Source organism: Streptomyces sp. NPDC037242, assembly GCF_055604165.1.
This window is the reverse complement of record NZ_JBVJUY010000009.1, coordinates 75,613-94,799: the sequence shown is the minus strand read 5'-3', so window position 1 is coordinate 94,799 and position 19,187 is coordinate 75,613. Positions and strand designations below refer to the sequence as shown.

Sequence of the window (19,187 nt, the reverse complement as noted above, 5' to 3'; positions counted from 1 at the left end):
GGCTACTGCTGCGGCAGGCCCGGGGCGGGGAAGGCCGCCATCAGGTCCGCGACCTCGGCCCGCACGACGGCCAGCGCCGGCTCGTCACCCTTCGCGGCCGCGTCCACCGCGCGCGAGATCCAGTCGGCGACCACCGGCATGTGCTCGACCCCCAGCCCCCGGGACGTGAGCGACGGCGTGCCGATCCGGATGCCCGACGGGTCGAACGGCTTGCGGGGGTCGAACGGCACGGTGTTGTAGTTGACCACGATGCCCGCGCGGTCCAGCGCCTTCGCGGCGACCTTGCCCGGGACCTCCCGCGAGGTCAGGTCCATCAGGATCAGGTGGTTGTCCGTACCGCCCGACACGAGGTCGAAGCCCCGGGCCAGGAGCGCCTCGGCCAGGGCCTTGGCGTTGGCCACCACCGCGTGCGCGTACGTGACGAAGGACGGCTGCGCCGCCTCGTGCAGCGCGACCGCGATGCCGGCCGTCGTCTGGTTGTGCGGGCCGCCCTGGAGGCCCGGGAACACGGCCTTGTCGATGGCCTTCGCGTGCTCCGCGCGGCACATCAGCATCGCGCCGCGCGGGCCGCGCAGGGTCTTGTGGGTGGTGGTGGACACCACGTCCACGTGCGGTACCGGCGACGGGTGGGCGCCGCCCGCGATCAGGCCGGCGATGTGCGCCACGTCCGCGACCAGGACCGAGCCCGCCTCCTCGGCGATGGACGCGAAGGCCGCGAAGTCGATCGTCCGGGGCAGCGCCGTGCCGCCACAGAAGATGATCTTCGGCCGCTCGGCGAGCGCGAGGTCGCGCACCGCGTCGTAGTCGATGAGGCCCGTCCCGGCGGAGACGCCGTACTGCACGCCGCGGAACCAGGAGCCCGTCGCCGAGACGCCCCAGCCGTGGGTCAGGTGGCCGCCCATCGGCAGGGCCATGCCCATCACGGTGTCGCCGGGCTTCGCGAAGGCCAGGTACACCGCCAGGTTGGCCGGCGAGCCGGAGTAGGGCTGCACGTTCGCGTGGTCCACCCCGAACAGGCCCTTGGCGCGCTCGACGGCCAGCGCCTCGACGCGGTCGATGTTCTGCTGGCCCTCGTAGTACCGGCGGCCGGGGTAGCCCTCGCTGTACTTGTTCTGCAGCACCGTGCCGGAGGCCTCCAGCACGGCCGCGGACACGTAGTTCTCGCTGGGGATCAGGCGCAGGGTCTCGGCCTGCAGGGATTCCTCCGCCGCGACGAACGACGCCAGTTCGGGGTCGGTCGCGAAAAGGGCGGGATGGGCGGACGGCTGGCGCGCGGTCATGGCGGCTCCTCCGGGGTCGATGTCGGTTCGTCCCCGCGAGGCCCAGGCGAGCGGCCCTGTATGCGGTCGTGCGCGCACGACTCCCCCGGAGTTGGTTCTCCGTGCGCCAGTTGCCGTGCGTACGGCCCACCTTAGCGGGCGCGCCACAAGAAAGGTTTCTCCGTCCGGTATACGAGCGAGGATGGAAAGTGACGCCACCCTCGTCACAGGCCTGACGGACGATCGGAGACCCCGTGTCGACAACTGCTGATGCCATCCGCTCCGCCGACGCGCACAGCGCGCACAACTACCATCCGCTGCCCGTCGTCGTCGCGACCGCGGAAGGCGCGTGGATGACCGATGTGGAGGGCCGCCGGTACCTGGACATGCTGGCCGGCTACTCGGCCCTCAACTTCGGCCATGGAAACCGCCGCCTCCTCGACGCGGCCCGCGCCCAGCTGGAGCGGGTCACCCTCACCTCGCGCGCCTTCCACCACGACCGCTTCGCCGACTTCTGCACCGAGCTCGCCGCGCTGTGCGGCAAGGAGATGGTGCTGCCCATGAACACGGGCGCCGAGGCCGTGGAGACGGCCGTCAAGACCGCCCGCAAGTGGGGCTACGAGGTCAAGGGCGTCCCGGACGGCCACGCCAAGATCGTGGTCGCGGCCGACAACTTCCACGGCCGGACGACGACGATCGTCTCGTTCTCCACCGACCACGACGCCCGCGACCACTTCGGCCCGTACACCCCGGGCTTCGAGATCGTCCCGTACGGGGACCTCACCGCGCTCGCCGCGGCCGTCACGGAGAACACCGTGGCCGTGCTGCTGGAGCCGATCCAGGGCGAGGCGGGGGTCCTCGTACCGCCCGCCGGGTACCTGAGCGGCGTACGGGAACTGACGCGCGAGCGGAACGTCCTGTTCATGGCGGACGAGATCCAGTCGGGCCTGGGCCGCACCGGAAGGACCTTCGCCTGCGAGCACGAGGGCGTCGTCCCCGACGTGTACATCCTGGGCAAGGCCCTCGGCGGCGGGGTCGTGCCCGTGTCGGCGGTCGTCGCCGACCGGGACGTGCTCGGCGTGTTCCGGCCGGGCGAGCACGGCTCCACCTTCGGCGGCAACCCGCTGGCCTGCGCCGTGGCCCTGGAGGTCGTCGCGATGCTCCGGACCGGCGAGTACCAGCAGCGCGCCACCGAGCTCGGCGACCACCTGCACCGGGAGCTGAACCTGCTGGTGGGCGGGGGCGCGGTGACCGCCGTACGGGGTCGCGGGCTGTGGGCGGGCATCGACATCGACCCGTCGCGCGGGACCGGCCGGGAGATCTCCGAGAAGCTGATGGAGCTCGGGGTGCTGGTGAAGGACACCCACGGGTCGACGATCCGGATCGCGCCGCCGCTGGTCATCAGCAAGGAGGACCTGGACTGGGGCCTGGACCGGCTCCGGTCGGTCCTCGCCGCGGACTAGAGCCTCAGAGGATGACGTGGGGCAGGAAGCGGGCGTACTCGTCCGTGACCGGCCCCGCCGATTCGCGGATGCCGAGCCCCGCCGACTCGTCCTCGACGACCCATGCGCCGAGCACCACGCGGTTGCCGTCGAAGTCGGGCAGCGGGGCCAGGCCCTGGAAGCAGTACGCCTCCCCCTCGACCGGGACGAACGGCTCGCCGCTCCCGTCCGCCGGGTGCAGCGTCACGCCGGCGCCCTCGCGGCCGAGCAGCGGCTTCGCGACGTACCCCTGGCCGTCGGCGTCCGCGAGCTCGCGCGGTCCGTCGAGGTAGGCGGGCAGCAGGTTCGGGTGCTCCGGGAAGAGCTCCCACAGGATCGCCAGCAGCGCCTTGTTGGACAGCAGCATCTTCCACAGCGGCTCGATCCACGCGGTCGTGCCGGAGCCGCCGCCGTGGTCGTACGTGCCGAGGACCTGCGGGCCGAACTCGTCGGCGGCCAGCCACTCCCACGGGTAGAGCTTGAAGCAGCTGCGGATGAAGCGGAGCTTCTGGTCCACGAACCGGCCGGACAGGCTGTCCCAGCCGATCTGCTCGACGGAGATCGACTCGGTCTCCAGGCCCGCCTGCTCGGCGGTCTCCTGGAGGTAGGCGACCGTCATCAGGTCCTCGCCGAGCTCGTCGGTCTCGGAGTGCGCGAAGTGCAGCGGGCCGGTCGGGAGCAGCTCCGCCTGGCGGCGCCAGGCGTCGACGAGGCGCTCGTGGAGGGAGTTCCACTGGTCGGCGCCGGGGAACCGTTCCTCCATCCAGAACCACTGCGGACTCGCCGCCTCCACCAGGGAGGTCGGGGTGTCGGCGTTGTACTCCAGGAGTTTGGCCGGGCTGCCGGAGCCGTCGTAGCGCAGGTCGAAACGGCCGTACAGGGAGGGCTGTTCCGCGCGCCGCCGCCAGGACTCGCCGATGCGTCCGGCGAGCTTCGCGTCGGTGATGCCGAGGTCCGCGAAGCGGTCGTGCTCGACGATGTGCGCGGCGGCCGCCAGGCACATGGCGTGCAGCTCCTCGACGACGTTCTCCAGCGCCTCGACCTCGGGGAGCGAGAAGGAGTAGTAGGCGCTCTCGTCCCAGTAGGGGCGCAGGGAGTCGTCGGGGTAGCGGGTGAGGGGGTAGATCAGCCCCTGCTCCTCGACGATGCGCTGCCAGTCCGGGCGGGGCTCGATGGTGTGGCGCTTCATCGGGGGTCAGCCGCCGCTGGAGCCGGTGCTGCTGCCGCCGATGCCGCCGCGGGTGACGGCGGACTTGTCGAAGCTGCCGCCGGTGACCTTGTTGTTGACGACGGTGCCGCCGTAGTAGTACGAGCCGCGGCCGCCGCTCTTGCACTCCTTGGTGTTCAGCTTGTCGAGCGTTGCGCGGTCGGCGCAGCGCTTGTCGGGCTCGTTGCTGCTGCCGCAGGCCACCAGGGCCGCTGCGAGCAGGCCCATGCCGCCGAGCGCTACGGTGCCGGAGCGCATGCGGCGCTGGTTCTTGTTGCTGATGTCCATCTGTGGCGCTCCCCTTGTGGCGTGCTCCCGACAGACTAGAGCGGTGGTCCGGACCGATGGAATCCAGCCGCCGTCACGCCCTCGTCACAACGGTGACTTAGAGTCAGTTCGTGCTCATTGGGATGATTTGCGCACTCGGTGCGGCGGTCTGCTTCGGTACGGCCTCGGTCCTCCAGGCGGTCGCCGCCCGCGCGGCGGAGCCCGGAACCGGCTCGGGCGTGGACACCGCGCTGCTGCTACGGGCCCTGCGCCAGTGGCGGTACCTCGCCGGCCTCGGGCTGGACGGGATCGGCTTCGTGCTCCAGATCGTGGCGCTGCGGCACGTCCCGATCTACACGGTGGGGGCGGCGCTGGCGGCCAGTCTCGCGGTCACCGCGGTCGTCGCGGCGCGGCTGCTGGGCGTACGGCTGCGCGCGAACGAGTGGGGCGCGGTCGCGGTGGTCTGCGCGGGGCTGCTCATGCTGGGGCTGGCGTCCGGGGAGGAGGGCTCCGGCAAGGGCTCCCTGGCACTGAAGCTGGGCCTGCTGGGCGCGGCGGGGCTGGTGCTGCTGGTGGGGGCGGTGGCGGGCGGGCTGCCGGACCGGGCCCGGGCCCTGGTGCTGGGCCTGGCGGCCGGCACGGGCTTCGGGGTGGTGGAGGTGGCCGTCCGCCTCATCGACGGGCCGTCGCTCACGAACCCGGCGCTGTACGCGCTGCTGCTGGGCGGCGGCGCGGCGTTCCTGCTGCTCACCTCGGCCCTGCAGCGCGGGTCGGTGACGGCGGCGACCGCCGGGCTGGTGCTCGGCGAGACGATCGGCCCGGCGGCGGTGGGCGTGGCCTGGCTCGGGGACCGCACCCGCGAGGGCCTGACCTGGCTGGCCGCGGCGGGCTTCGCGGTGGCCGTCGCCGGAGCCCTGGCCCTGGCCCGCTTCGGCGAACTCCCGGACCAGGGCCCGCGGCAGGACCCGGCCCAGGACCGGGACCAGGACCCGGACCAGGAGCGCTGATCCGCCGCCGGCTCGCTATGCTCGCGCGGCTCGAAGCAACCACCGCAGCCTGTCTGAGGACGTGACTTGGCTTGATGTCCATACCCGTCGCGCTGATCGCCGTCGTCGCGGTCGCGGTGCTCGTCACCGTGTGGCTGATCCGCCGATCCTCCCGGTCCGCAGCCGCCGTACCGGCCGCGGACACCGCACCGGCCGCGCACACGGCACCGAGCGCCGCGGCTGTGGTCGACGCCCGGCCCGAGCTCCCCGCGGCGGGGCTCCTGGTCCCCGAGGACGTGCTCCGGTCCGCCGGTTCGAACTCCGTCACGATCTGGGACGCGCTCGAAGCCGCAGCGGCGCCGGTCGCCGTCGAGTACTACCCGGTCAGCGAGTCGGAGATCGCGAAGTTCCGGACCGTGCCCGTGAACGCGACGGCTCAGCAGGCGCTGGCCGGGATCGTGGAGGCAGTCAACCCGAAGAGCCCGACGCTGTTCCGGGTGGTGCTGCCCAAGGGCGCGGAGCTCGTCAAGGCCGTCGGAAGTTCCGGGTTCAGAGGGTTCTCCCGCACCGACGGCAAGACGGCACATGCCGTTCTGAAGCCCGTCGCCGCCGGTGGGGCGATCGCGGCGGGCTGGCCGGTGCTGGCCGTGGCCGGAACCGTCATGGCGATGGACATGGTGGCCCAACGTGCACAGCGGGCGCACCAGGACCGGGTCGAGGCCAGCCTGGGCCGCCAGGAGGAGCGCCACTACGTCGAACGGATCACGGACCAGCGCTCGGTCGACGACCAGTTGTCCCGCGCGATCAGCCTGATGCTCGACGGCCGCAATCCGAATCTCGAACTCGCCCTGAAGGGTGCGTACGACGAGTTCCACCGCTCCCAGCAGTTCCTGGAGAAACACCGCGGCGTCATCGACGAGCTGGTGGACGACGACGGCAAGGTGGACTACCGCCGGCTGGAGGAGGCCCTCGGCGGCATGACGAAGGAGACCGACCACTTCGTCCGGGAGCTCCACCTGGCGCGAGCGGCGATAGCGATCCGGCGCAAGGCCATGGTTGCCGACGGGGCGGCGCTGGCGCTCGGCGATCCCACCAATCCCTACGCCGCCCTGCGACGGTTCATGGATGCGCAGGTCCATCAGTTGGAACAGGCCGATGCGGTCGTGGCCGAACTGACCGAACGCCTCACCGAGGTCGAGCTCAAGGGCCGTTGGCACGACTTCGGCTCGTCGGTGGCGGCGCGCCAGGAGCAGCTCCGCGCCCGGATCTCCCCGCCCGCGGTCGACGGCGACGCCGAGATCCGCTACCTCAGGACGTCTTCCGGCCAGATCCTCCAGCTGCTTCCGCCCGACGAGGAAGAGCCCGGCGACGAGCCGGGCGCCGAGTCCGGAAGCGAGCCCGGCGCCGAGCACCCCGCCTAGGGGGTGTCCGGCGGCGGCAGCGTCGCCGCCAGCGCGGCCAGGGTCAGCGACCAGGCGCTGGTCGGCGGGGTCCCGTACCCGACGACCAGCGCCTCGCGGGGCGGGACGGCCGCGTCGGGATGACGGAAGAACGACAGCGGGTGCAGGGCCAGGTCCTGCCAGGCCGCCGACCGCAGCACCTCCCGCTCGGTACCCGGTGGCAGGTCCAGCACCGCGTGCAGCCCCGCCGCGATGCCCGAGACCTCCACCCGGTCCGAGACGGCGGCGACCAGTTCGTCGCGCCGCCGCCGGTAGCGCATCCGCATCCCGCGCACGTGCCGGTCGTAGGCACCGGAGCGGATGAACTCCGCGAGGGTGAGCTGTTCGAGCGCGCTGGAGGTCCAGTCGGTCCGGCCCTTCATCGCCAGCACCTCGTCCAGCACGGACGGCGGGACCACCATCCAGCCCATCCGCAGCCCCGGCGCCAGGGACTTGCTCGCCGTGCCGAGGTACACCACCCGGTCCGGGTCCAGCCCTTGCAGGGCGCCGACCTGCTGGCGGTCGTAGCGGAACTCGCCGTCGTAGTCGTCCTCCAGCACCAGCCCGCCGGTGGTCCTGGCCCAGTCCACCACCGCCGTCCGCCGCGCGGGAGTGAGGGCCGCGCCCGTGGGGAACTGGTGCGCCGGCGTCAGCAGCACCGCGCCGGCCTCCGCGGGCACCTCGGCCGTACGGGCCCCCGCGCCGTCCACGCCCATCGCGCGGGTCCGCAGCCCGGCCCCGGCGAGCAGGTCCCAGTGGATGTCCAGCCCGTACCCCTCCACCGCCACCTCCCGGACCCGCCGCGCCCGCAGCACCCGTGCCATCAGCGTCAGCCCGTGCACGAAGCCCGCGCAGAGCACGATCCGCTCCGGGTCCGCGTACACCCCGCGCGCCCTCGCCAGGTACCCGGCCAGCGCCTCCCTCAGCTCCACGCGCCCGCGCGGATCGGCCCCGTACCCGAAGGCCTCGTTCGGGGCGTCGGTCAGCGCCCGCCGGGCCGCCGAGAGCCAGGCCGCGCGCGGGAAGCCGCCCAGGTCCGGGGTGCCCGGCAGCAGGCTGTACGAGGACCCCGGCCGCGCGGGGCGGCGTACGGCGGCGGCCGTCGCGGCCCGCCGCGGCCGCGCCCGCTGCGCGACCCGCGTCCCGGAGCCCTGGCGGGCCGTGAGCCAGCCCTCGGCGACGAGTTCGGCGTACGCCTCCGCGACCGTGTTGCGGGCGATCCCGAGGTCCGCGGCGAGCGAGCGCGAGGACGGCAGCCGGGTCCCCGGGGCGAGGCGGCCGCTGCGCGCGGCCTCGCGCAGCGACTCCGCGAGCCCGGCCCGCAGACCGCGCCCCGCGGTGAGCTCCAGGTGCAGGTCCGCGCCGAAAGTGGCCCAAGATTCCGTCATGGACATGGACCATATCGGCGGGCCGCCTGGTTCGTAGGGTGGAGCCATGACCACACACCAGCACCCCGCCGAGACCGCCCCCGAACAGGCCCCCCGCATGCAGTGGGCCAAGGCCGCCCCCGAGGTCTACAAGGCCGTCTACGCCCTGGAGGTCGCCTCCAGGAAGGGCCTGGACCCCGCCCTGATCGAGCTGGTCAAGATCCGCGCCTCGCAGCTCAACCACTGCGCGTTCTGCCTGGACATGCACACCAAGGACGCGCTGGCGGCGGGCGAGAGCGTGGAGCGGATCGTCCTGCTCGGCGCCTGGGAGGAGTCGCGCCACTTCTACACCGAGAAGGAGCTCGCGGCGATCGAGCTGACCGAGGCCGTGACCGTCCTGACGGACGGCTTCGTGCCGGACGAGGTGTACGAGCGGGCCGCGCAGCACTTCGGGGAGCAGGAGCTCGCCCACCTGATCGCCCTGATCGCGACGATCAACGTCTGGAACCGCTTCGGCGTCACCACCCGGATGGTCCCGGGCCACTACAAGGCGGGCTCCCACAAGGTCTGACCCGCCCGCGCGGTCAGCCGCCCGCGGTCAGCCGCCCAGCAACTGCGTGACGGCCCCGAGCACCGCGCCCCCGGAGGCCAGCAGCTCCACGACACCGCCCGCCGAGGCGAGCGCGTCCCGCACCCGGGACAGCCGGCCGACGCCGGCGGTGCCGGAGGCGGCCAGCTCGTCCTCGGCGCCGGCCAGCTCGGCCTCCAGTACCTCGACCTCGGCACGCGGGGTGAGCCGTGCGAGGTCGGCGCGCAGTTCCGCGATGGCGGTGCGCAGCTCCTCGTACGCCGCGTCGGGCACGGGGGCGGACCCGTCGTGGTTGACCACGCTGTTGTGGTTGCCGGAGCCGCCGATGCTGAAGCTGCTGCGGTCGACGTTGCCCAGGTGTACGGACGGGCCGCGGCCCTCTGCCTCAGGCGCCATGGCCTGTCCCCCTGTCTCCGTGGTGGTTGGTCGTGCTGTTGTGGCTGGTCCCTCCGATGCCGAAGGAACTGTTGTTGACGGACTGGATGAACACGGCTCCCGGTTCCACCCGGATGGTCTGCCGCTCGAACTCCTCGGTCTGCCAGCCCGCTTCGTGCAGCGCCTTGCTGACGCCGCCCACCACCCGCTCCTGAATCGCCTTCAGGAAGCGTTCGATGTCCATCTCGTGGAAGATCGAGGCCTGCTGCTCGGAGCCGAGCTCCCGGACGGAGGCCTCGGGGCCGATCATCTGGTACGGCCCGTCGGAAGCCTCGGTGGCCAGGCGCCAGGTGCTGCCCTGTGCCTGGACCAGCAGGATCAGGGCGTCTCCGATCGCGTGCGGGGCCCGGACGAGGGAGCGGAACACGAGCCTCTCGGAGTGCCGGCGGGCGAGCGCGTCGGCGGACTGGAAGAGCGTACGGACCGGCAGCAGGACGTGCGGGGCCACTTCCACCATCAGCATCCCGCCCTGCGTGTGGACCCGTACGAACACGGTCAGGACCAGTCCCTCGTCCCACGCGCTCACTCGTATGCGCAGGTAGTGCCGCCGTCTCTCACCGGCCTCCTCGACGGCCGCCTTGCGGTGCTCGTCGAAGTGGGGGAAGACGGCCTGTGCCATGTCGCGGTGTGGGAGTCCCAGGGCGGGCAGGAAGACGCATTCCTCGATCACGAGCTCGCGCAGCCGGTCCAGCACCGCCGCCTCGACCTGCGGCGAGTCCTTGGGGCCGGGGACGCGCAGCTCCTGGAGTCCCTCCCTGATCGTGCCGAGGACCCGTGTGTTGTCCAGCGGGGTCGGCCGCTGGGAGGCGGGCAGGTCGGTGCGCGGCCGGAGCTCCAGGCCGGACAGGCTCCAGGCGCGGTAGGGCTGCCCGGCCCCGCACATCGGGTTGGTGACGCTGTAGAGGATCAGTGGCTGGTCCTGCTCGCTGCGGATGCGGCGGCGGACCCTGTCGAACCGCCGTCCGATCGCTTGCTCGGCCGGATCGCCCCCCACGTCCGGGTAGCGCTCGGGAGCCAGTTCGTGCAAGAGGATCCGGGACACCTTCCCGTTGCGCAGCTCGGCGACGTACCCGATCACGATGCAGATCCCGACGGCTGCAGCGAGCTCGAACGGTCCGGCCCGTTCCACCCCGGGCAGCCAGGTCCATGCCGCCGTCAGGCCCAGTACCGCGACGGCCAGCAGCACCCGGGCGACGTTGTGGAGCAGGCGGGCGAGCACGTTCCACGCCCCCCGCCCGGCCGTCCGGCGGATCAGCCGGTCGGTCAGGGTCAGGCCCAGGCAGGGGAGCAGGAGGAGGGCGACCGGTTCCAACAGCAGCAGGGCAAGCAGCCACAGCGCCACGACGAGCGCGGCCCAGCCGACTTCGAGGCGGCGGGCGCGCAGCGCGTGGGCGAGGACGCGGGCCGCGTCGAAGCCGTACGAGGGCGCGACGACCCGCTCGGAGTGGACGTACAGCTCCTCGATGACCCGGTCGCGGAAGGCGCGGTCGAGGTAGGTGCCCGCGCACAGCAGCCGGCCCGCCTCGCTGGAGGCAGGGTCCACGGGGAGCCTGCCGGGCAGGGGCGGTTGGGTCACCGGCACAAATTAAGCCACGCCGCGGGAGACCGACAGGGGCGAATGCGCCAGAACGCCCCGGCGGGACCGCCGGGGCGTTCTGGGTGAAGCGGTGGAGCGGTGGATCAGATCAGGCCGAGCTCGCGGACCGCGTCGCGCTCCTCGACGAGCTCCGCCACGGACGCGTCGATGCGCGCACGGGAGAACTCGTTGATGTCCAGGCCCTGGACGATCTCGTACTTGCCGTCCTTGGTGGTGACGGGGAAGGAGGAGATGATGCCCTCCGGGACGCCGTAGGAGCCGTCCGACGGGATGCCCATCGAGGTCCAGTCGCCCGCGGCGGTGCCGTTGACCCAGGTGTGCACGTGGTCGATGGCGGCGTTCGCGGCCGAGGCGGCGGAGGACGCGCCACGGGCCTCGATGATCGCGGCGCCGCGCTTGGCGACGGTCGGGATGAAGGTGTCGGCGAGCCACAGCTCGTCGCTGACGACCTCGGCGGCGTTCTTGCCGGCGATCTCCGCGTGGAAGATGTCCGGGTACTGGGTGGCCGAGTGGTTGCCCCAGATGGTCAGACGCTTGATGTCGGAGACGTCGGCGCCGGTCTTCTGCGCGAGCTGCGAGATCGCACGGTTGTGGTCCAGGCGGGTCATCGCGGTGAAGCGCTCGGCCGGTACGTCCGGGGCGGCGGCCTGCGCGATGAGCGCGTTGGTGTTGGCCGGGTTGCCCACGACCAGGACCTTGATGTCGTCCGCGGCGTGCGCGTTGATCGCGGCGCCCTGCGGCTTGAAGATGCCGCCGTTCGCGGAGAGCAGGTCACCGCGCTCCATGCCCTTGGTGCGCGGGCGGGCGCCCACGAGCAGGGCGACGTTCGCACCCTCGAAGCCCGCGTTCGGGTCGTCGAAGATGTCGATGCCCTTCAGCAGCGGGAAGGCGCAGTCGTCGAGCTCCATGGCGGTGCCCTCAGCGGCCTTCATGCCCTGGGGGATCTCCAGAAGACGGAGCTTGACCGGCACGTCCGCGCCGAGCAGGTGGCCGGACGCGATGCGGAAGAGCAGCGCGTAGCCGATCTGGCCGGCGGCGCCGGTGACGGTGACATTCACGGGAGTGCGGGTCATGGCCTTCTCCGTTAGACAGCTGGCGGTGGGGCGTCCCCGCCCCATGTGCTGGGAGGACGCCGCTCCCCGACCCTGTGAATCTTGACGTGAAGAGACATCCGCGGTCAGGCTATCCGACCCGGGACCGGGCCAACCCCCCGGTCCGTGTGGTGCGTGGCACACGGACCGGCCGTTCGAAGGTCCACCGGCCCGATTCCCCATGCGTTTCGGCAGTTCGGGGGCCGTTTCACCCGGAAGATCCGCCCGTTTCGGGGGCTCCGGGTTCACCCGGTGGACACGGCTCAGCGGACGGTGAAGCGGACCGCGCTCTCCAGGAACGGGAGGTTGAGCAGCGGCCTGGGCTCCATGACCAGCGCGAGCAGCGTGATCGCCACGCCCAACAGGCCGTACGTGACCATGTCCGTGAAGCGGGAGCGCACCGCGAGCATGCCCACGGACGGCAGTATCCGGCGCAGCACCGCCGCCGAGATCAGGGCGATGCCGATCAGCAGGCAGCCGACCCGCGGGTGGCCCATGGCGGTGGACAGCAGCCCGGCCGCGGTCGCCGCGAGCACGGCGAGCATCGGCCACTGGCGGGCCGGCGCGGGGGCGTCCCCGGGCGCGGCCCGGCCGCCGCCCTCGGGGCGGGCCGTGTCCCGGGTGATGGAGGGGAAGCGCCGGGACTTCGCCGCGCCGGGCTCACCGGCCGCGCGCCTGGCGGCCGCGGCGGGCGCCGGGGTCGTCGGCTTCGAGGGCGCCGGCTTCGAAACGGCCGGCTTCGAAACCGCCGGCTCCGGGGCAGCCCCGCCCGACCCCCGCTCGGGGGCCGGGTCCGCCGCGCGTTCAGCCCGCACTGGTGTCGGTCCGTTCGGCGGCCTCGACGACGTTGACGAGCAGCTGGGCCCGGGTCATCGGGCCGACTCCGCCCGGGTTCGGGGAGATCCAGCCCGCCACCTCGGCGACCCCGGGGTGCACGTCCCCGACGATCTTCCCGTTCTCGTCGCGGCTGACGCCGACGTCGAGCACGGCCGCGCCCGGCTTCACGTCCTCCGGCTTGACCAGGTGCGGGACGCCGGCCGCCGCGACGACGATGTCGGCCTGGCGCAGCAGCCCGGAGAGGTCGCGCGTGCCGGTGTGGCACAGCGTCACGGTCGCGTTCTCGGACTTGCGGGTGAGCAGCAGGCCGATGGAGCGGCCGACGGTGATGCCGCGACCGAGGACGACGACGTGCGCGCCGTTGATCTCCACGTCGTGGTGGCGGAGCAGTTCGACGATCCCGTACGGGGTGCAGGGCAGCGGCCCCGGCTCGTTCAGGACCAGCCGGCCCAGCGACATCGGGTGCAGGCCGTCGGCGTCCTTCTCCGGGGCCATCAGCTCCAGGACACGGTTGGTATCGATGCCCTTGGGGAGCGGCAGTTGGACGATGTAGCCCGTGCACTCCGGGTTGGCGTTGAGTTCCCGTACGACCGCCTCGATGTCCTCCTGGGAGGCCGTCGCGGGCAGTTCGCGCTGGATGGAGGCGATGCCGACCTCGGCACAGTCCTTGTGCTTGCCGTTGACGTACCAGCGGCTGCCCGGGTCGTCGCCGACCAGCAGCGTGCCGAGGCCGGGGGTGATGCCCCGGGCCTTGAGCGCCGCCACGCGGGCGGTCAGTTCGGACTTGATCGCGGCTGCGGTGGCCTTGCCGTCGAGAATCTGGGCGGTCATGGACCCATCCTCCCGGATGGAGCGGCCCCGGTTCCAGTCGCGTCCTCCCACCGGCTTGAACATGCGATTCATTGCACTTGCACAACAAGTCACCGACCGGTCGCACAGCGGCTGGACAAGTCCGCTCCGCCGCGACGACGATGGCCGAAAGAGTGCCGCGGGCAGTGCCGGGGGGCGGGCCGCATACCGAACGCAGTGATCCTCCGTGCGTGCCGTGCGTCCCCGCACTTCCACGGAGGAACACCCCACATGAGCTTCGGCGACCCGAACAACCCGTACGGGCAGCAGCAGGGCCAGCCCGGTTACGGCTACCCGCAGCAGGCACCGCAAGGCGGCTACGCCTACCCGCAGCAGGCCCCCGCTCCCCACGGATACCCGGGGCAGCCCCCGTACCCGGTCGCCCCCGGCGCCTACCCGGGCATGCCGGTGCAGTTGCAGATGCCCGGCCTGATGAAGACCGCGCGCGTCTTCCTGTTCATCATCGGCGGCCTCCAGATGCTCGTCGCCGCCTTCGCGATCTTCTCCGGTGTCGCGCTCTCCACCACGGTGTCGAACACGAGCGGCGACCTCACGGGCGGAGTCATCATCGCCATCGGCGCGGCGGCGGCCCTCTTCGCCCTCCTGCCGATCATCCTGGGCGCCCGCTTCGCCAAGGGCCGCAACGGGGTGCGCGTCACGACGATCATCTACGGGGCGCTGGGCATCCTCGGCAGCCTCGGGAACCTGGGCGTCACCGCCTCCAACTTCGACCACGCGGCGGTGGTCGCGCCCGTGCTCCTCAGCGCCGCCATCGGCCTGACCATCAGCATCATCATCCTGTCCTCGATGGTGGCCGGCAGCGCCACCGTCTGGTTCAACCGCCCGCGCTACTGACGCCCGCGCCACCGGACCGGAACGGCGAAGGCCGCGCCCCGCACTGCTGCGGGACGCGGCCTTCGCCGTCTACGGGTGCTGCCGGACTCAGTGGAAGAAGTGCCGGGTCCCGGTGAAGTACATCGTCACGCCCGCCGCCTTGGCGGCCTCGATCACCTGCTCGTCACGGACCGAACCGCCCGGCTGGACCACGGCCTTGATGCCCGCGGCCGTGAGGATCTCCAGGCCGTCCGGGAACGGGAAGAACGCGTCCGAAGCGGCGTACGAGCCCTGCGCGCGCTCGGCACCCGCCCGCTCGACCGCCAGCTTCGCCGAGTCCACGCGGTTGACCTGGCCCATGCCGACGCCGACCGAGGCGCCGTCCTTGGCGAGCAGGATCGCGTTGGACTTGACCGCTCGGCAGGCCTTCCACGCGAAGGCGAGCTCGGCGAGCTCCTCGGCGGAGAGCGCATCGCCGGTGGCGAGCGTCCAGTTGGCCGGGTCGTCGCCCTCGGCCTGGAAGAGGTCGGACTGCTGGAGCAGCGCGCCGCCGGAGACCGGCTTGAGGTCGCCCGGCTGGTGCGGGGTGCCGTCCACCTTCAGGACGCGGATGTTCTTCTTCTTGGCCAGGATCTCGACCGCGCCGTCCTCGTAGGCGGGGGCGGCGATGACCTCGGTGAAGATCTCCGCGACCTGCTCGGCGAGCTCGACGGTCACCGGGCGGTTGACGGCGATGACGCCGCCGAAGGCCGACAGGGGGTCGCAGGCGTGCGCCTTGCGGTGGGCCGCGGCGACGTCCGCAGCATCCACGGCGATGCCGCACGGGTTGGCGTGCTTGATGATCGCGACGCAGGGCTCTTCGTGGTCGTAGGCGGCGCGGCGGGCGGCCTCGGTGTCCACGTAGTTGTTGAAGGACATCTCCTTGCCGTGCAGCTGCTCGGCGTTGGCGATCCCGCCCGGCTGGCCGTCCGTGTAGAGGGCGGCGGCCTGGTGCGGGTTCTCGCCGTAGCGGAGGGTCGACTTGCGCTCCCACGCGCCGGCCAGGAACTCGGGCAGCACGGCCTCCGGCTCCGGGGCGTACGCGTTCGTGAACCAGGAGGCCACGGCGACGTCGTACGCGGCGGTGTGCTGGAAGGCCTCGGCCGCCAGGCGCTTGCGGGCGGTGAGGTCGAAGCCGCCGCCCTGGGCCGCGGCGATCACGTCGGCGTAGCGGGCGGGGCTGGTGACGACCGCGACGGAGGGGTGGTTCTTGGCCGCGGCGCGGACCATCGACGGACCGCCGATGTCGATCTGCTCCACGCACTCGTCCGGGGTGGCGCCCGACTGGACGGTGGCCAGGAAGGGGTAGAGGTTGACGATCACCAGGTCGAAGGGCTCCACGCCCAGCTCGGCGAGCTGGTTGCGGTGGTCCTCCAGGCGCAGGTCGGCGAGGATGCCGGCGTGTACGCGCGGGTGCAGGGTCTTGACCCGGCCGTCCAGGCACTCGGGGAAGCCGGTCAGCTCCTCGACCTTGGTGACGGGCACCCCGGCCGCGGCGATCTTCGAGGCGGTGGAGCCGGTGGAGACGAGCGCGACGCCCGCCTCGTGCAGGCCGCGGGCCAGGTCTTCCAGTCCCGTCTTGTCGTAGACACTGACGAGCGCACGCCGGATCGGCCGCTGGGTCGTGGTCGGGTCGTTGCTCTCTACGGCGGTCACTGGATTGTTACCTTTCGTCCCTCAATGCGGTAGCCGTGCCGGGCCAGGCGCCCCACGACGTCGACGAGCAGCTCTCGCTCGACTTCCTTGATGCGCTCATGGAGAGCGGCTTCGTCCTCTTGGTCGCGGACCTCGACGACACCCTGGGCGATGATCGGACCGGTGTCCACGCCGGTGTCCACGAAGTGGACCGTGCAGCCGGTGACCTTCGCGCCGTACGCGAGGGCGTCCCGTACGCCGTGCGCGCCGGGGAAGGCGGGCAGCAGGGCGGGGTGCGTGTTGATGAACCGGCCGCCGAAGCGGTCGATGAACCCCTTGCCCACGATCTTCATGAACCCGGCCGACACGACGAGGTCCGGCGCGTGCGCGGCGGTCGCCTCGGTGAGGGCGGCGTCCCATTCCTCGCGGCTGCCGTAGGCCTTGACCGGGCACACGAAGGTGGGGATCCCCGCCTTCTCGGCGCGCTCCAGGCCGACGATGTTCTCGCGGTCGGCCCCCACGGCGACGACTTCGGCCCCGAAGCCCTCGGCTCCGCCGGGGTGGGCGTCGATGGCGTCGAGCAGGGCCTGGAGGTTGGTGCCGGAACCGGAGACCAGCACGACCAGGCGGGAGGCGGCCATGGGAGGCCCTTTCTCGCGGGAACTCGCGGGGAATTGCGTCGTTCGTCTTGTGTGGTCATACGAAACTTCGGGTCGCCGATATACGGGCGACCATACGAAGCCACCGACCGCCTGCAACGATACCGGCACACCGGACGGCCCCCGAGGGACGGGGGGACGGCCGAGCGGTAGCGTCTGGCATACAAGCCGCAAACAGGCCGCCGACGTCCCACCGACGTCCATGACACAGGGGAAGAAACACACCCGATGCCGGACCGCCGCCAGCCTGACCCCTCGACCGACGACAACCCCTTCGCGGCTCCCCCGGAGGGCCGGCCCGACCAGCCGTGGCAGCCGCGGGGCGGCGCCGACGGCGGCCGGCCGGGACCGGGCGAGGACCCGGGATCCGGTCCCGGCCAGGGCCCGGGCGAGGGCGGACCGGCGCGCTGGGACCCGACCGACCCGATCCAGCGGCGGGCGAGGTACGCGCTGCTGGCGGGCATGTGGGGCTTCTTCTTCGGGATCTTCGGGATCCCGTCGGTGGGCCTGCTGCTGGGTGCGCTCGCGCTGTACTGGGGGATCAGCGCGCTCCGGGACGTGCCGGCGCCTGCCGCCGCCCGGGCTTCCGTCGACGACGTGGAGGGCGGCGCGCCGGCTCCCGCCCCGGCGCCGGCCCAGGGCGGGCTGGCGGCCCTCGGCTCCGCCGCCCGGCCGCAGCGCACGGCGGCGGTGAGCGGCCTGGTCACCGCGTCGCTGGCGGTGCTGCTGGCGCTGAGCTCGTACGCGCTGCAGCTCGTGTACAAGGACTTCTACGTCTGCCGCGACGACGCCTTGACGAAGACGGCGGAGCTGCAGTGCAACGACCTGCTTCCGGACAACGTCATCGGCAAGATGCTGAAGGTGCAGCGCTAGGGGGTGTCTGGCGGGTGTCCGTGGCGTCGCGACGCCGCGGACACCCGTCAGACGCCCCCTAGGAGGACTCGGGGCCGGGCTCCGGTCTGCGGCGCGGCAGGACGCGGGCGCCGGTCACCGTCGGGACGGGCCCGGGTACGGGCTCGGGTACGGGCTCGGGTACGGGTGGTGGCTCGGCTACGGGCGGCTTCGCCGGAATCGGGATCGGGGTCAGGTCCAGCTTCAGGCCGGGCACGACGGTCACCGTCCGGGGCGGCTTGGGCGGTGGCAGGGGTGCCGGGGCCGGAGCGGCCGGAGTGTCCACAGGCTGGGGATCCGGCGCCGGAGCGGGCTTCACACCGGGCTCCGCCGACGAGAACTCCGGGATCAGGGTGCCCGCCGCGCGGCGCAGCGCCGCCCAGCGGATCTCCCGTACGCCGCTGTCGTGCCAGTCGTCCGCCCCTTCGGCGTCCATGCCCCTGGCCGGCCGGTTCCGCCAGGCGTGCACGGCGACCGCCACCGGAACCGCGAACGCCAGGGTCCACACCAGGGCGGCGGCGCCCGTCTGCCACCACACCGGCCCGAAGCTCGCCAGCTCCCGCGAGCCCATCGGCCCCGCCGAAGCCGCCGCGAGGCCGGTCATCGCCAGCGCGCAGACCAGCGAGCCCAGGGCCGCGGTGAGCGCCGTCTCCCCGTACGAGACCTCGCGCGCCCGGCGTACCGCGAACCAGCCCACCGCCAGCCCGGCCACCACCGGCACCCCGGCCGCGGCCCAGGTCAGTGGCGTCCCCGAGCCCGTCGGCGGCAGCGCCGCGAGCAGCGGGAACCGGGGCAGCGCGGGCGAGCCGCCGAAGCCGAGCGGGGTGGCGGCGGCTCCCGTGCCGAGGGCGAAGCCGGGGCCGAGGGCGTAGGACGCGCCCCAGACCATGGCGTTCGGGATCAGGGTGAGGGCGAGCAGCAGTACCGCGAACCGGCCCGACCAGACGCCGGTCAGCGACAGGAAGGACGCCTGGACCTCCGCTCCGTGCCAGGCGAGCGAGGAGCCGACGAGCAGGGCGCCGCCGCCCAGGAGGACGAGGGTGCCGCCGGCTCCGGCGCGCAGTGCGAGTGCGTAGCGGGGGCGCCTGGCCCAGGCGGGCAGCGGCCCGAGCGGGCGCCCCCGGGCCTCCCACGCCCCGCCGGCGGCGGCGAGGGTCGCGACCAGCGGGAGGTGCCAGGCGGCGCTGAGCGGATCGGCGGGCATGGGGCCGCCGGCCGCGTACACGGTCGCCAGGGCCCCGACCCCGAGGTACCCGCACAGCACGGCGGAGAAGACGGCGCTGGTGGGCAGCTCCTCCTCGCCGGGCTCGCCGGGCTCGCCGGGCTCGCTCCCGAGCCGGGCCGCGCGGCGGATGAGCAGGGCGGGCAGTACGACGAGCAGCAGCGGGGTCACGCCGACGGGTGCCGGCATCCCCGACAGGGTCTCGTACCTGATCAGCTCGGTCCCGTGGGCCAGCAGCCACAGCCCGGCGGCCAGGTGCAGTGCCCCGCCGGGGCCGCTGTCGGGGTAGGGGGAGCTGATCCACAGCACGATGACGAGCACGGCGAGGAAGCCGAGCCCGAGTCCGGCGGCCACTGCACCGCCCAGCACACAGGCGGCGGCCCGCGAGGCCGTCGGCAACGGGGTCCCGCGTTCGGTCACTTGGGTCACCCCGCCATGGTGCCAACGACACGCGCTATGGGCGGGTAACAGGCGAATGCCCGTGGTGTCGCTCAATATACGTT

18 protein-coding genes and 1 riboswitch are annotated in these 19,187 nt (G+C 72.7%); of the genes, 6 read left to right on the top strand and 12 right to left on the bottom strand.

The window, feature by feature from the left end; all coding sequences use genetic code 11:
- Window positions 1-2: 2 nt before the first annotated feature.
- A complete protein-coding gene (locus ACZ7GJ_RS13380; RefSeq protein WP_470751450.1) occupies window positions 3-1,280 on the bottom strand; it encodes a serine hydroxymethyltransferase in 1,278 nt (425 codons plus the stop codon).
- 33 nt (window positions 1,281-1,313) lie between these two features.
- A riboswitch (ZMP/ZTP riboswitch) is annotated at window positions 1,314-1,404 on the bottom strand.
- A gap of 109 nt (window positions 1,405-1,513) precedes the next feature.
- Between ACZ7GJ_RS13380 and rocD the strand changes: the two genes are divergently transcribed.
- On the top strand, window positions 1,514-2,722 hold the full coding sequence (gene rocD, locus ACZ7GJ_RS13375) for an ornithine--oxo-acid transaminase (protein WP_470751449.1): 1,209 nt from the start codon (window positions 1,514-1,516) through the stop codon (window positions 2,720-2,722).
- A 4-nt stretch (window positions 2,723-2,726) separates the two neighbouring features.
- On the opposite strand, the gene ACZ7GJ_RS13370 is transcribed toward rocD, so the two are convergent.
- Together ACZ7GJ_RS13370 and ACZ7GJ_RS13365 are read right to left on the bottom strand one after the other, a co-directional pair.
- Window positions 2,727-3,929 carry a glutathionylspermidine synthase family protein gene (locus tag ACZ7GJ_RS13370; protein WP_470751447.1) on the bottom strand — a complete coding sequence of 401 codons (1,203 nt, stop codon included), beginning with the start codon at window positions 3,927-3,929 and terminating at the stop codon, window positions 2,727-2,729.
- Window positions 3,930-3,935: 6 nt separating this feature from the next.
- The gene (locus ACZ7GJ_RS13365) at window positions 3,936-4,235 is read right to left on the bottom strand and encodes a hypothetical protein (RefSeq protein WP_470751446.1); all 300 of its coding nucleotides are present in this window, start codon (window positions 4,233-4,235) and stop codon (window positions 3,936-3,938) included.
- Window positions 4,236-4,357: 122 nt separating this feature from the next.
- Here ACZ7GJ_RS13365 and ACZ7GJ_RS13360 point away from each other — a divergent pair, with 122 nt between their 5' ends.
- Window positions 4,358-5,221, top strand: a complete 864-nt coding sequence (locus ACZ7GJ_RS13360; RefSeq protein ID WP_470751576.1) for a hypothetical protein — start codon at window positions 4,358-4,360, stop codon at window positions 5,219-5,221.
- Between the two features lie 74 nt (window positions 5,222-5,295).
- The gene (locus ACZ7GJ_RS13355) at window positions 5,296-6,621 is read left to right on the top strand and encodes a hypothetical protein (protein ID WP_470751444.1); all 1,326 of its coding nucleotides are present in this window, start codon (window positions 5,296-5,298) and stop codon (window positions 6,619-6,621) included.
- Here ACZ7GJ_RS13355 and pdxR read toward each other — a convergent pair.
- Window positions 6,618-8,027 carry a MocR-like pyridoxine biosynthesis transcription factor PdxR gene (pdxR, locus tag ACZ7GJ_RS13350; protein WP_470751442.1) on the bottom strand — a complete coding sequence of 470 codons (1,410 nt, stop codon included), beginning with the start codon at window positions 8,025-8,027 and terminating at the stop codon, window positions 6,618-6,620. The two genes, ACZ7GJ_RS13355 and pdxR, sit on opposite strands and share 4 nt — an antisense overlap.
- A 46-nt stretch (window positions 8,028-8,073) precedes the next feature.
- Here pdxR and ACZ7GJ_RS13345 point away from each other — a divergent pair, with 46 nt between their 5' ends.
- The gene (locus ACZ7GJ_RS13345) at window positions 8,074-8,577 is read left to right on the top strand and encodes a carboxymuconolactone decarboxylase family protein (protein ID WP_470751441.1); all 504 of its coding nucleotides are present in this window, start codon (window positions 8,074-8,076) and stop codon (window positions 8,575-8,577) included.
- A 27-nt stretch (window positions 8,578-8,604) separates the two neighbouring features.
- Here ACZ7GJ_RS13345 and ACZ7GJ_RS13340 read toward each other — a convergent pair whose 3' ends face one another.
- From ACZ7GJ_RS13340 to ACZ7GJ_RS13320, 5 genes are all read right to left on the bottom strand, one after another.
- Window positions 8,605-8,991, bottom strand: coding sequence for a coiled-coil domain-containing protein (locus ACZ7GJ_RS13340; RefSeq protein WP_470751440.1), 387 nt, complete (start codon window positions 8,989-8,991; stop codon window positions 8,605-8,607).
- The gene (locus tag ACZ7GJ_RS13335; protein ID WP_470751439.1) at window positions 8,981-10,606 is read right to left on the bottom strand and encodes a hypothetical protein; all 1,626 of its coding nucleotides are present in this window, start codon (window positions 10,604-10,606) and stop codon (window positions 8,981-8,983) included. The genes ACZ7GJ_RS13340 and ACZ7GJ_RS13335 overlap by 11 nt, the downstream gene beginning before the upstream one ends.
- Before the next feature lie 104 nt (window positions 10,607-10,710).
- Entirely contained in the window at window positions 10,711-11,700 is a 990-nt protein-coding gene (locus tag ACZ7GJ_RS13330) for a malate dehydrogenase (RefSeq protein ID WP_365917755.1), read from the bottom strand.
- 281 nt (window positions 11,701-11,981) lie between these two features.
- Window positions 11,982-12,533, bottom strand: a complete 552-nt coding sequence (locus ACZ7GJ_RS13325; protein ID WP_470751438.1) for a DUF3017 domain-containing protein — start codon at window positions 12,531-12,533, stop codon at window positions 11,982-11,984.
- On the bottom strand, window positions 12,523-13,386 hold the full coding sequence (locus ACZ7GJ_RS13320; RefSeq protein WP_470751437.1) for a bifunctional methylenetetrahydrofolate dehydrogenase/methenyltetrahydrofolate cyclohydrolase: 864 nt from the start codon (window positions 13,384-13,386) through the stop codon (window positions 12,523-12,525). The genes ACZ7GJ_RS13325 and ACZ7GJ_RS13320 overlap by 11 nt, the downstream gene beginning before the upstream one ends.
- Before the next feature lie 249 nt (window positions 13,387-13,635).
- Between ACZ7GJ_RS13320 and ACZ7GJ_RS13315 the strand changes: the two genes are divergently transcribed.
- The gene (locus ACZ7GJ_RS13315; protein ID WP_470751436.1) at window positions 13,636-14,259 is read left to right on the top strand and encodes a hypothetical protein; all 624 of its coding nucleotides are present in this window, start codon (window positions 13,636-13,638) and stop codon (window positions 14,257-14,259) included.
- An 87-nt stretch (window positions 14,260-14,346) separates the two neighbouring features.
- On the opposite strand, the gene purH is transcribed toward ACZ7GJ_RS13315, so the two are convergent.
- Window positions 14,347-15,933, bottom strand: coding sequence for a bifunctional phosphoribosylaminoimidazolecarboxamide formyltransferase/IMP cyclohydrolase (purH, locus tag ACZ7GJ_RS13310; protein WP_470751434.1), 1,587 nt, complete (start codon window positions 15,931-15,933; stop codon window positions 14,347-14,349).
- The gene (purN, locus tag ACZ7GJ_RS13305) at window positions 15,930-16,553 is read right to left on the bottom strand and encodes a phosphoribosylglycinamide formyltransferase (RefSeq protein ID WP_470751433.1); all 624 of its coding nucleotides are present in this window, start codon (window positions 16,551-16,553) and stop codon (window positions 15,930-15,932) included. Before purN ends, purH begins: the two co-directional genes overlap by 4 nt.
- 246 nt (window positions 16,554-16,799) lie before the next feature.
- On the opposite strand from purN, the gene ACZ7GJ_RS13300 reads away from it, so the two are divergent.
- On the top strand, window positions 16,800-17,444 hold the full coding sequence (locus ACZ7GJ_RS13300) for a hypothetical protein (RefSeq protein ID WP_470751432.1): 645 nt from the start codon (window positions 16,800-16,802) through the stop codon (window positions 17,442-17,444).
- Between the two features lie 58 nt (window positions 17,445-17,502).
- On the opposite strand, the gene ACZ7GJ_RS13295 is transcribed toward ACZ7GJ_RS13300, so the two are convergent.
- Complete coding sequence (locus ACZ7GJ_RS13295; RefSeq protein WP_470751431.1) at window positions 17,503-19,113, bottom strand: cell division protein PerM; 1,611 nt, start codon at window positions 19,111-19,113, stop codon at window positions 17,503-17,505.
- Window positions 19,114-19,187: the final 74 nt, after the last annotated feature.

Excerpts from the sequence above, each read along its gene's own strand:
- ACZ7GJ_RS13380 (WP_470751450.1), bottom strand. The coding sequence starts at position 1,280 with ATGACCGCGCGCCAGCCGTCCGCCCATCCCGCCCTTTTCGCGACCGAC.
- ACZ7GJ_RS13370 (WP_470751447.1), bottom strand. The coding sequence starts at position 3,929 with ATGAAGCGCCACACCATCGAGCCCCGCCCGGACTGGCAGCGCATCGTC.
- ACZ7GJ_RS13365 (WP_470751446.1), bottom strand. The coding sequence starts at position 4,235 with ATGGACATCAGCAACAAGAACCAGCGCCGCATGCGCTCCGGCACCGTA.
- ACZ7GJ_RS13360 (WP_470751576.1), top strand. The coding sequence starts at position 4,358 with ATGATTTGCGCACTCGGTGCGGCGGTCTGCTTCGGTACGGCCTCGGTC.
- ACZ7GJ_RS13355 (WP_470751444.1), top strand. The coding sequence starts at position 5,296 with ATGTCCATACCCGTCGCGCTGATCGCCGTCGTCGCGGTCGCGGTGCTC.
- pdxR (WP_470751442.1), bottom strand. The coding sequence starts at position 8,027 with ATGACGGAATCTTGGGCCACTTTCGGCGCGGACCTGCACCTGGAGCTC.
- ACZ7GJ_RS13345 (WP_470751441.1), top strand. The coding sequence starts at position 8,074 with ATGACCACACACCAGCACCCCGCCGAGACCGCCCCCGAACAGGCCCCC.
- ACZ7GJ_RS13340 (WP_470751440.1), bottom strand. The coding sequence starts at position 8,991 with ATGGCGCCTGAGGCAGAGGGCCGCGGCCCGTCCGTACACCTGGGCAAC.
- ACZ7GJ_RS13330 (WP_365917755.1), bottom strand. The coding sequence starts at position 11,700 with ATGACCCGCACTCCCGTGAATGTCACCGTCACCGGCGCCGCCGGCCAG.
- ACZ7GJ_RS13320 (WP_470751437.1), bottom strand. The coding sequence starts at position 13,386 with ATGACCGCCCAGATTCTCGACGGCAAGGCCACCGCAGCCGCGATCAAG.
- ACZ7GJ_RS13315 (WP_470751436.1), top strand. The coding sequence starts at position 13,636 with ATGAGCTTCGGCGACCCGAACAACCCGTACGGGCAGCAGCAGGGCCAG.
- purN (WP_470751433.1), bottom strand. The coding sequence starts at position 16,553 with ATGGCCGCCTCCCGCCTGGTCGTGCTGGTCTCCGGTTCCGGCACCAAC.
- ACZ7GJ_RS13300 (WP_470751432.1), top strand. The coding sequence starts at position 16,800 with ATGCCGGACCGCCGCCAGCCTGACCCCTCGACCGACGACAACCCCTTC.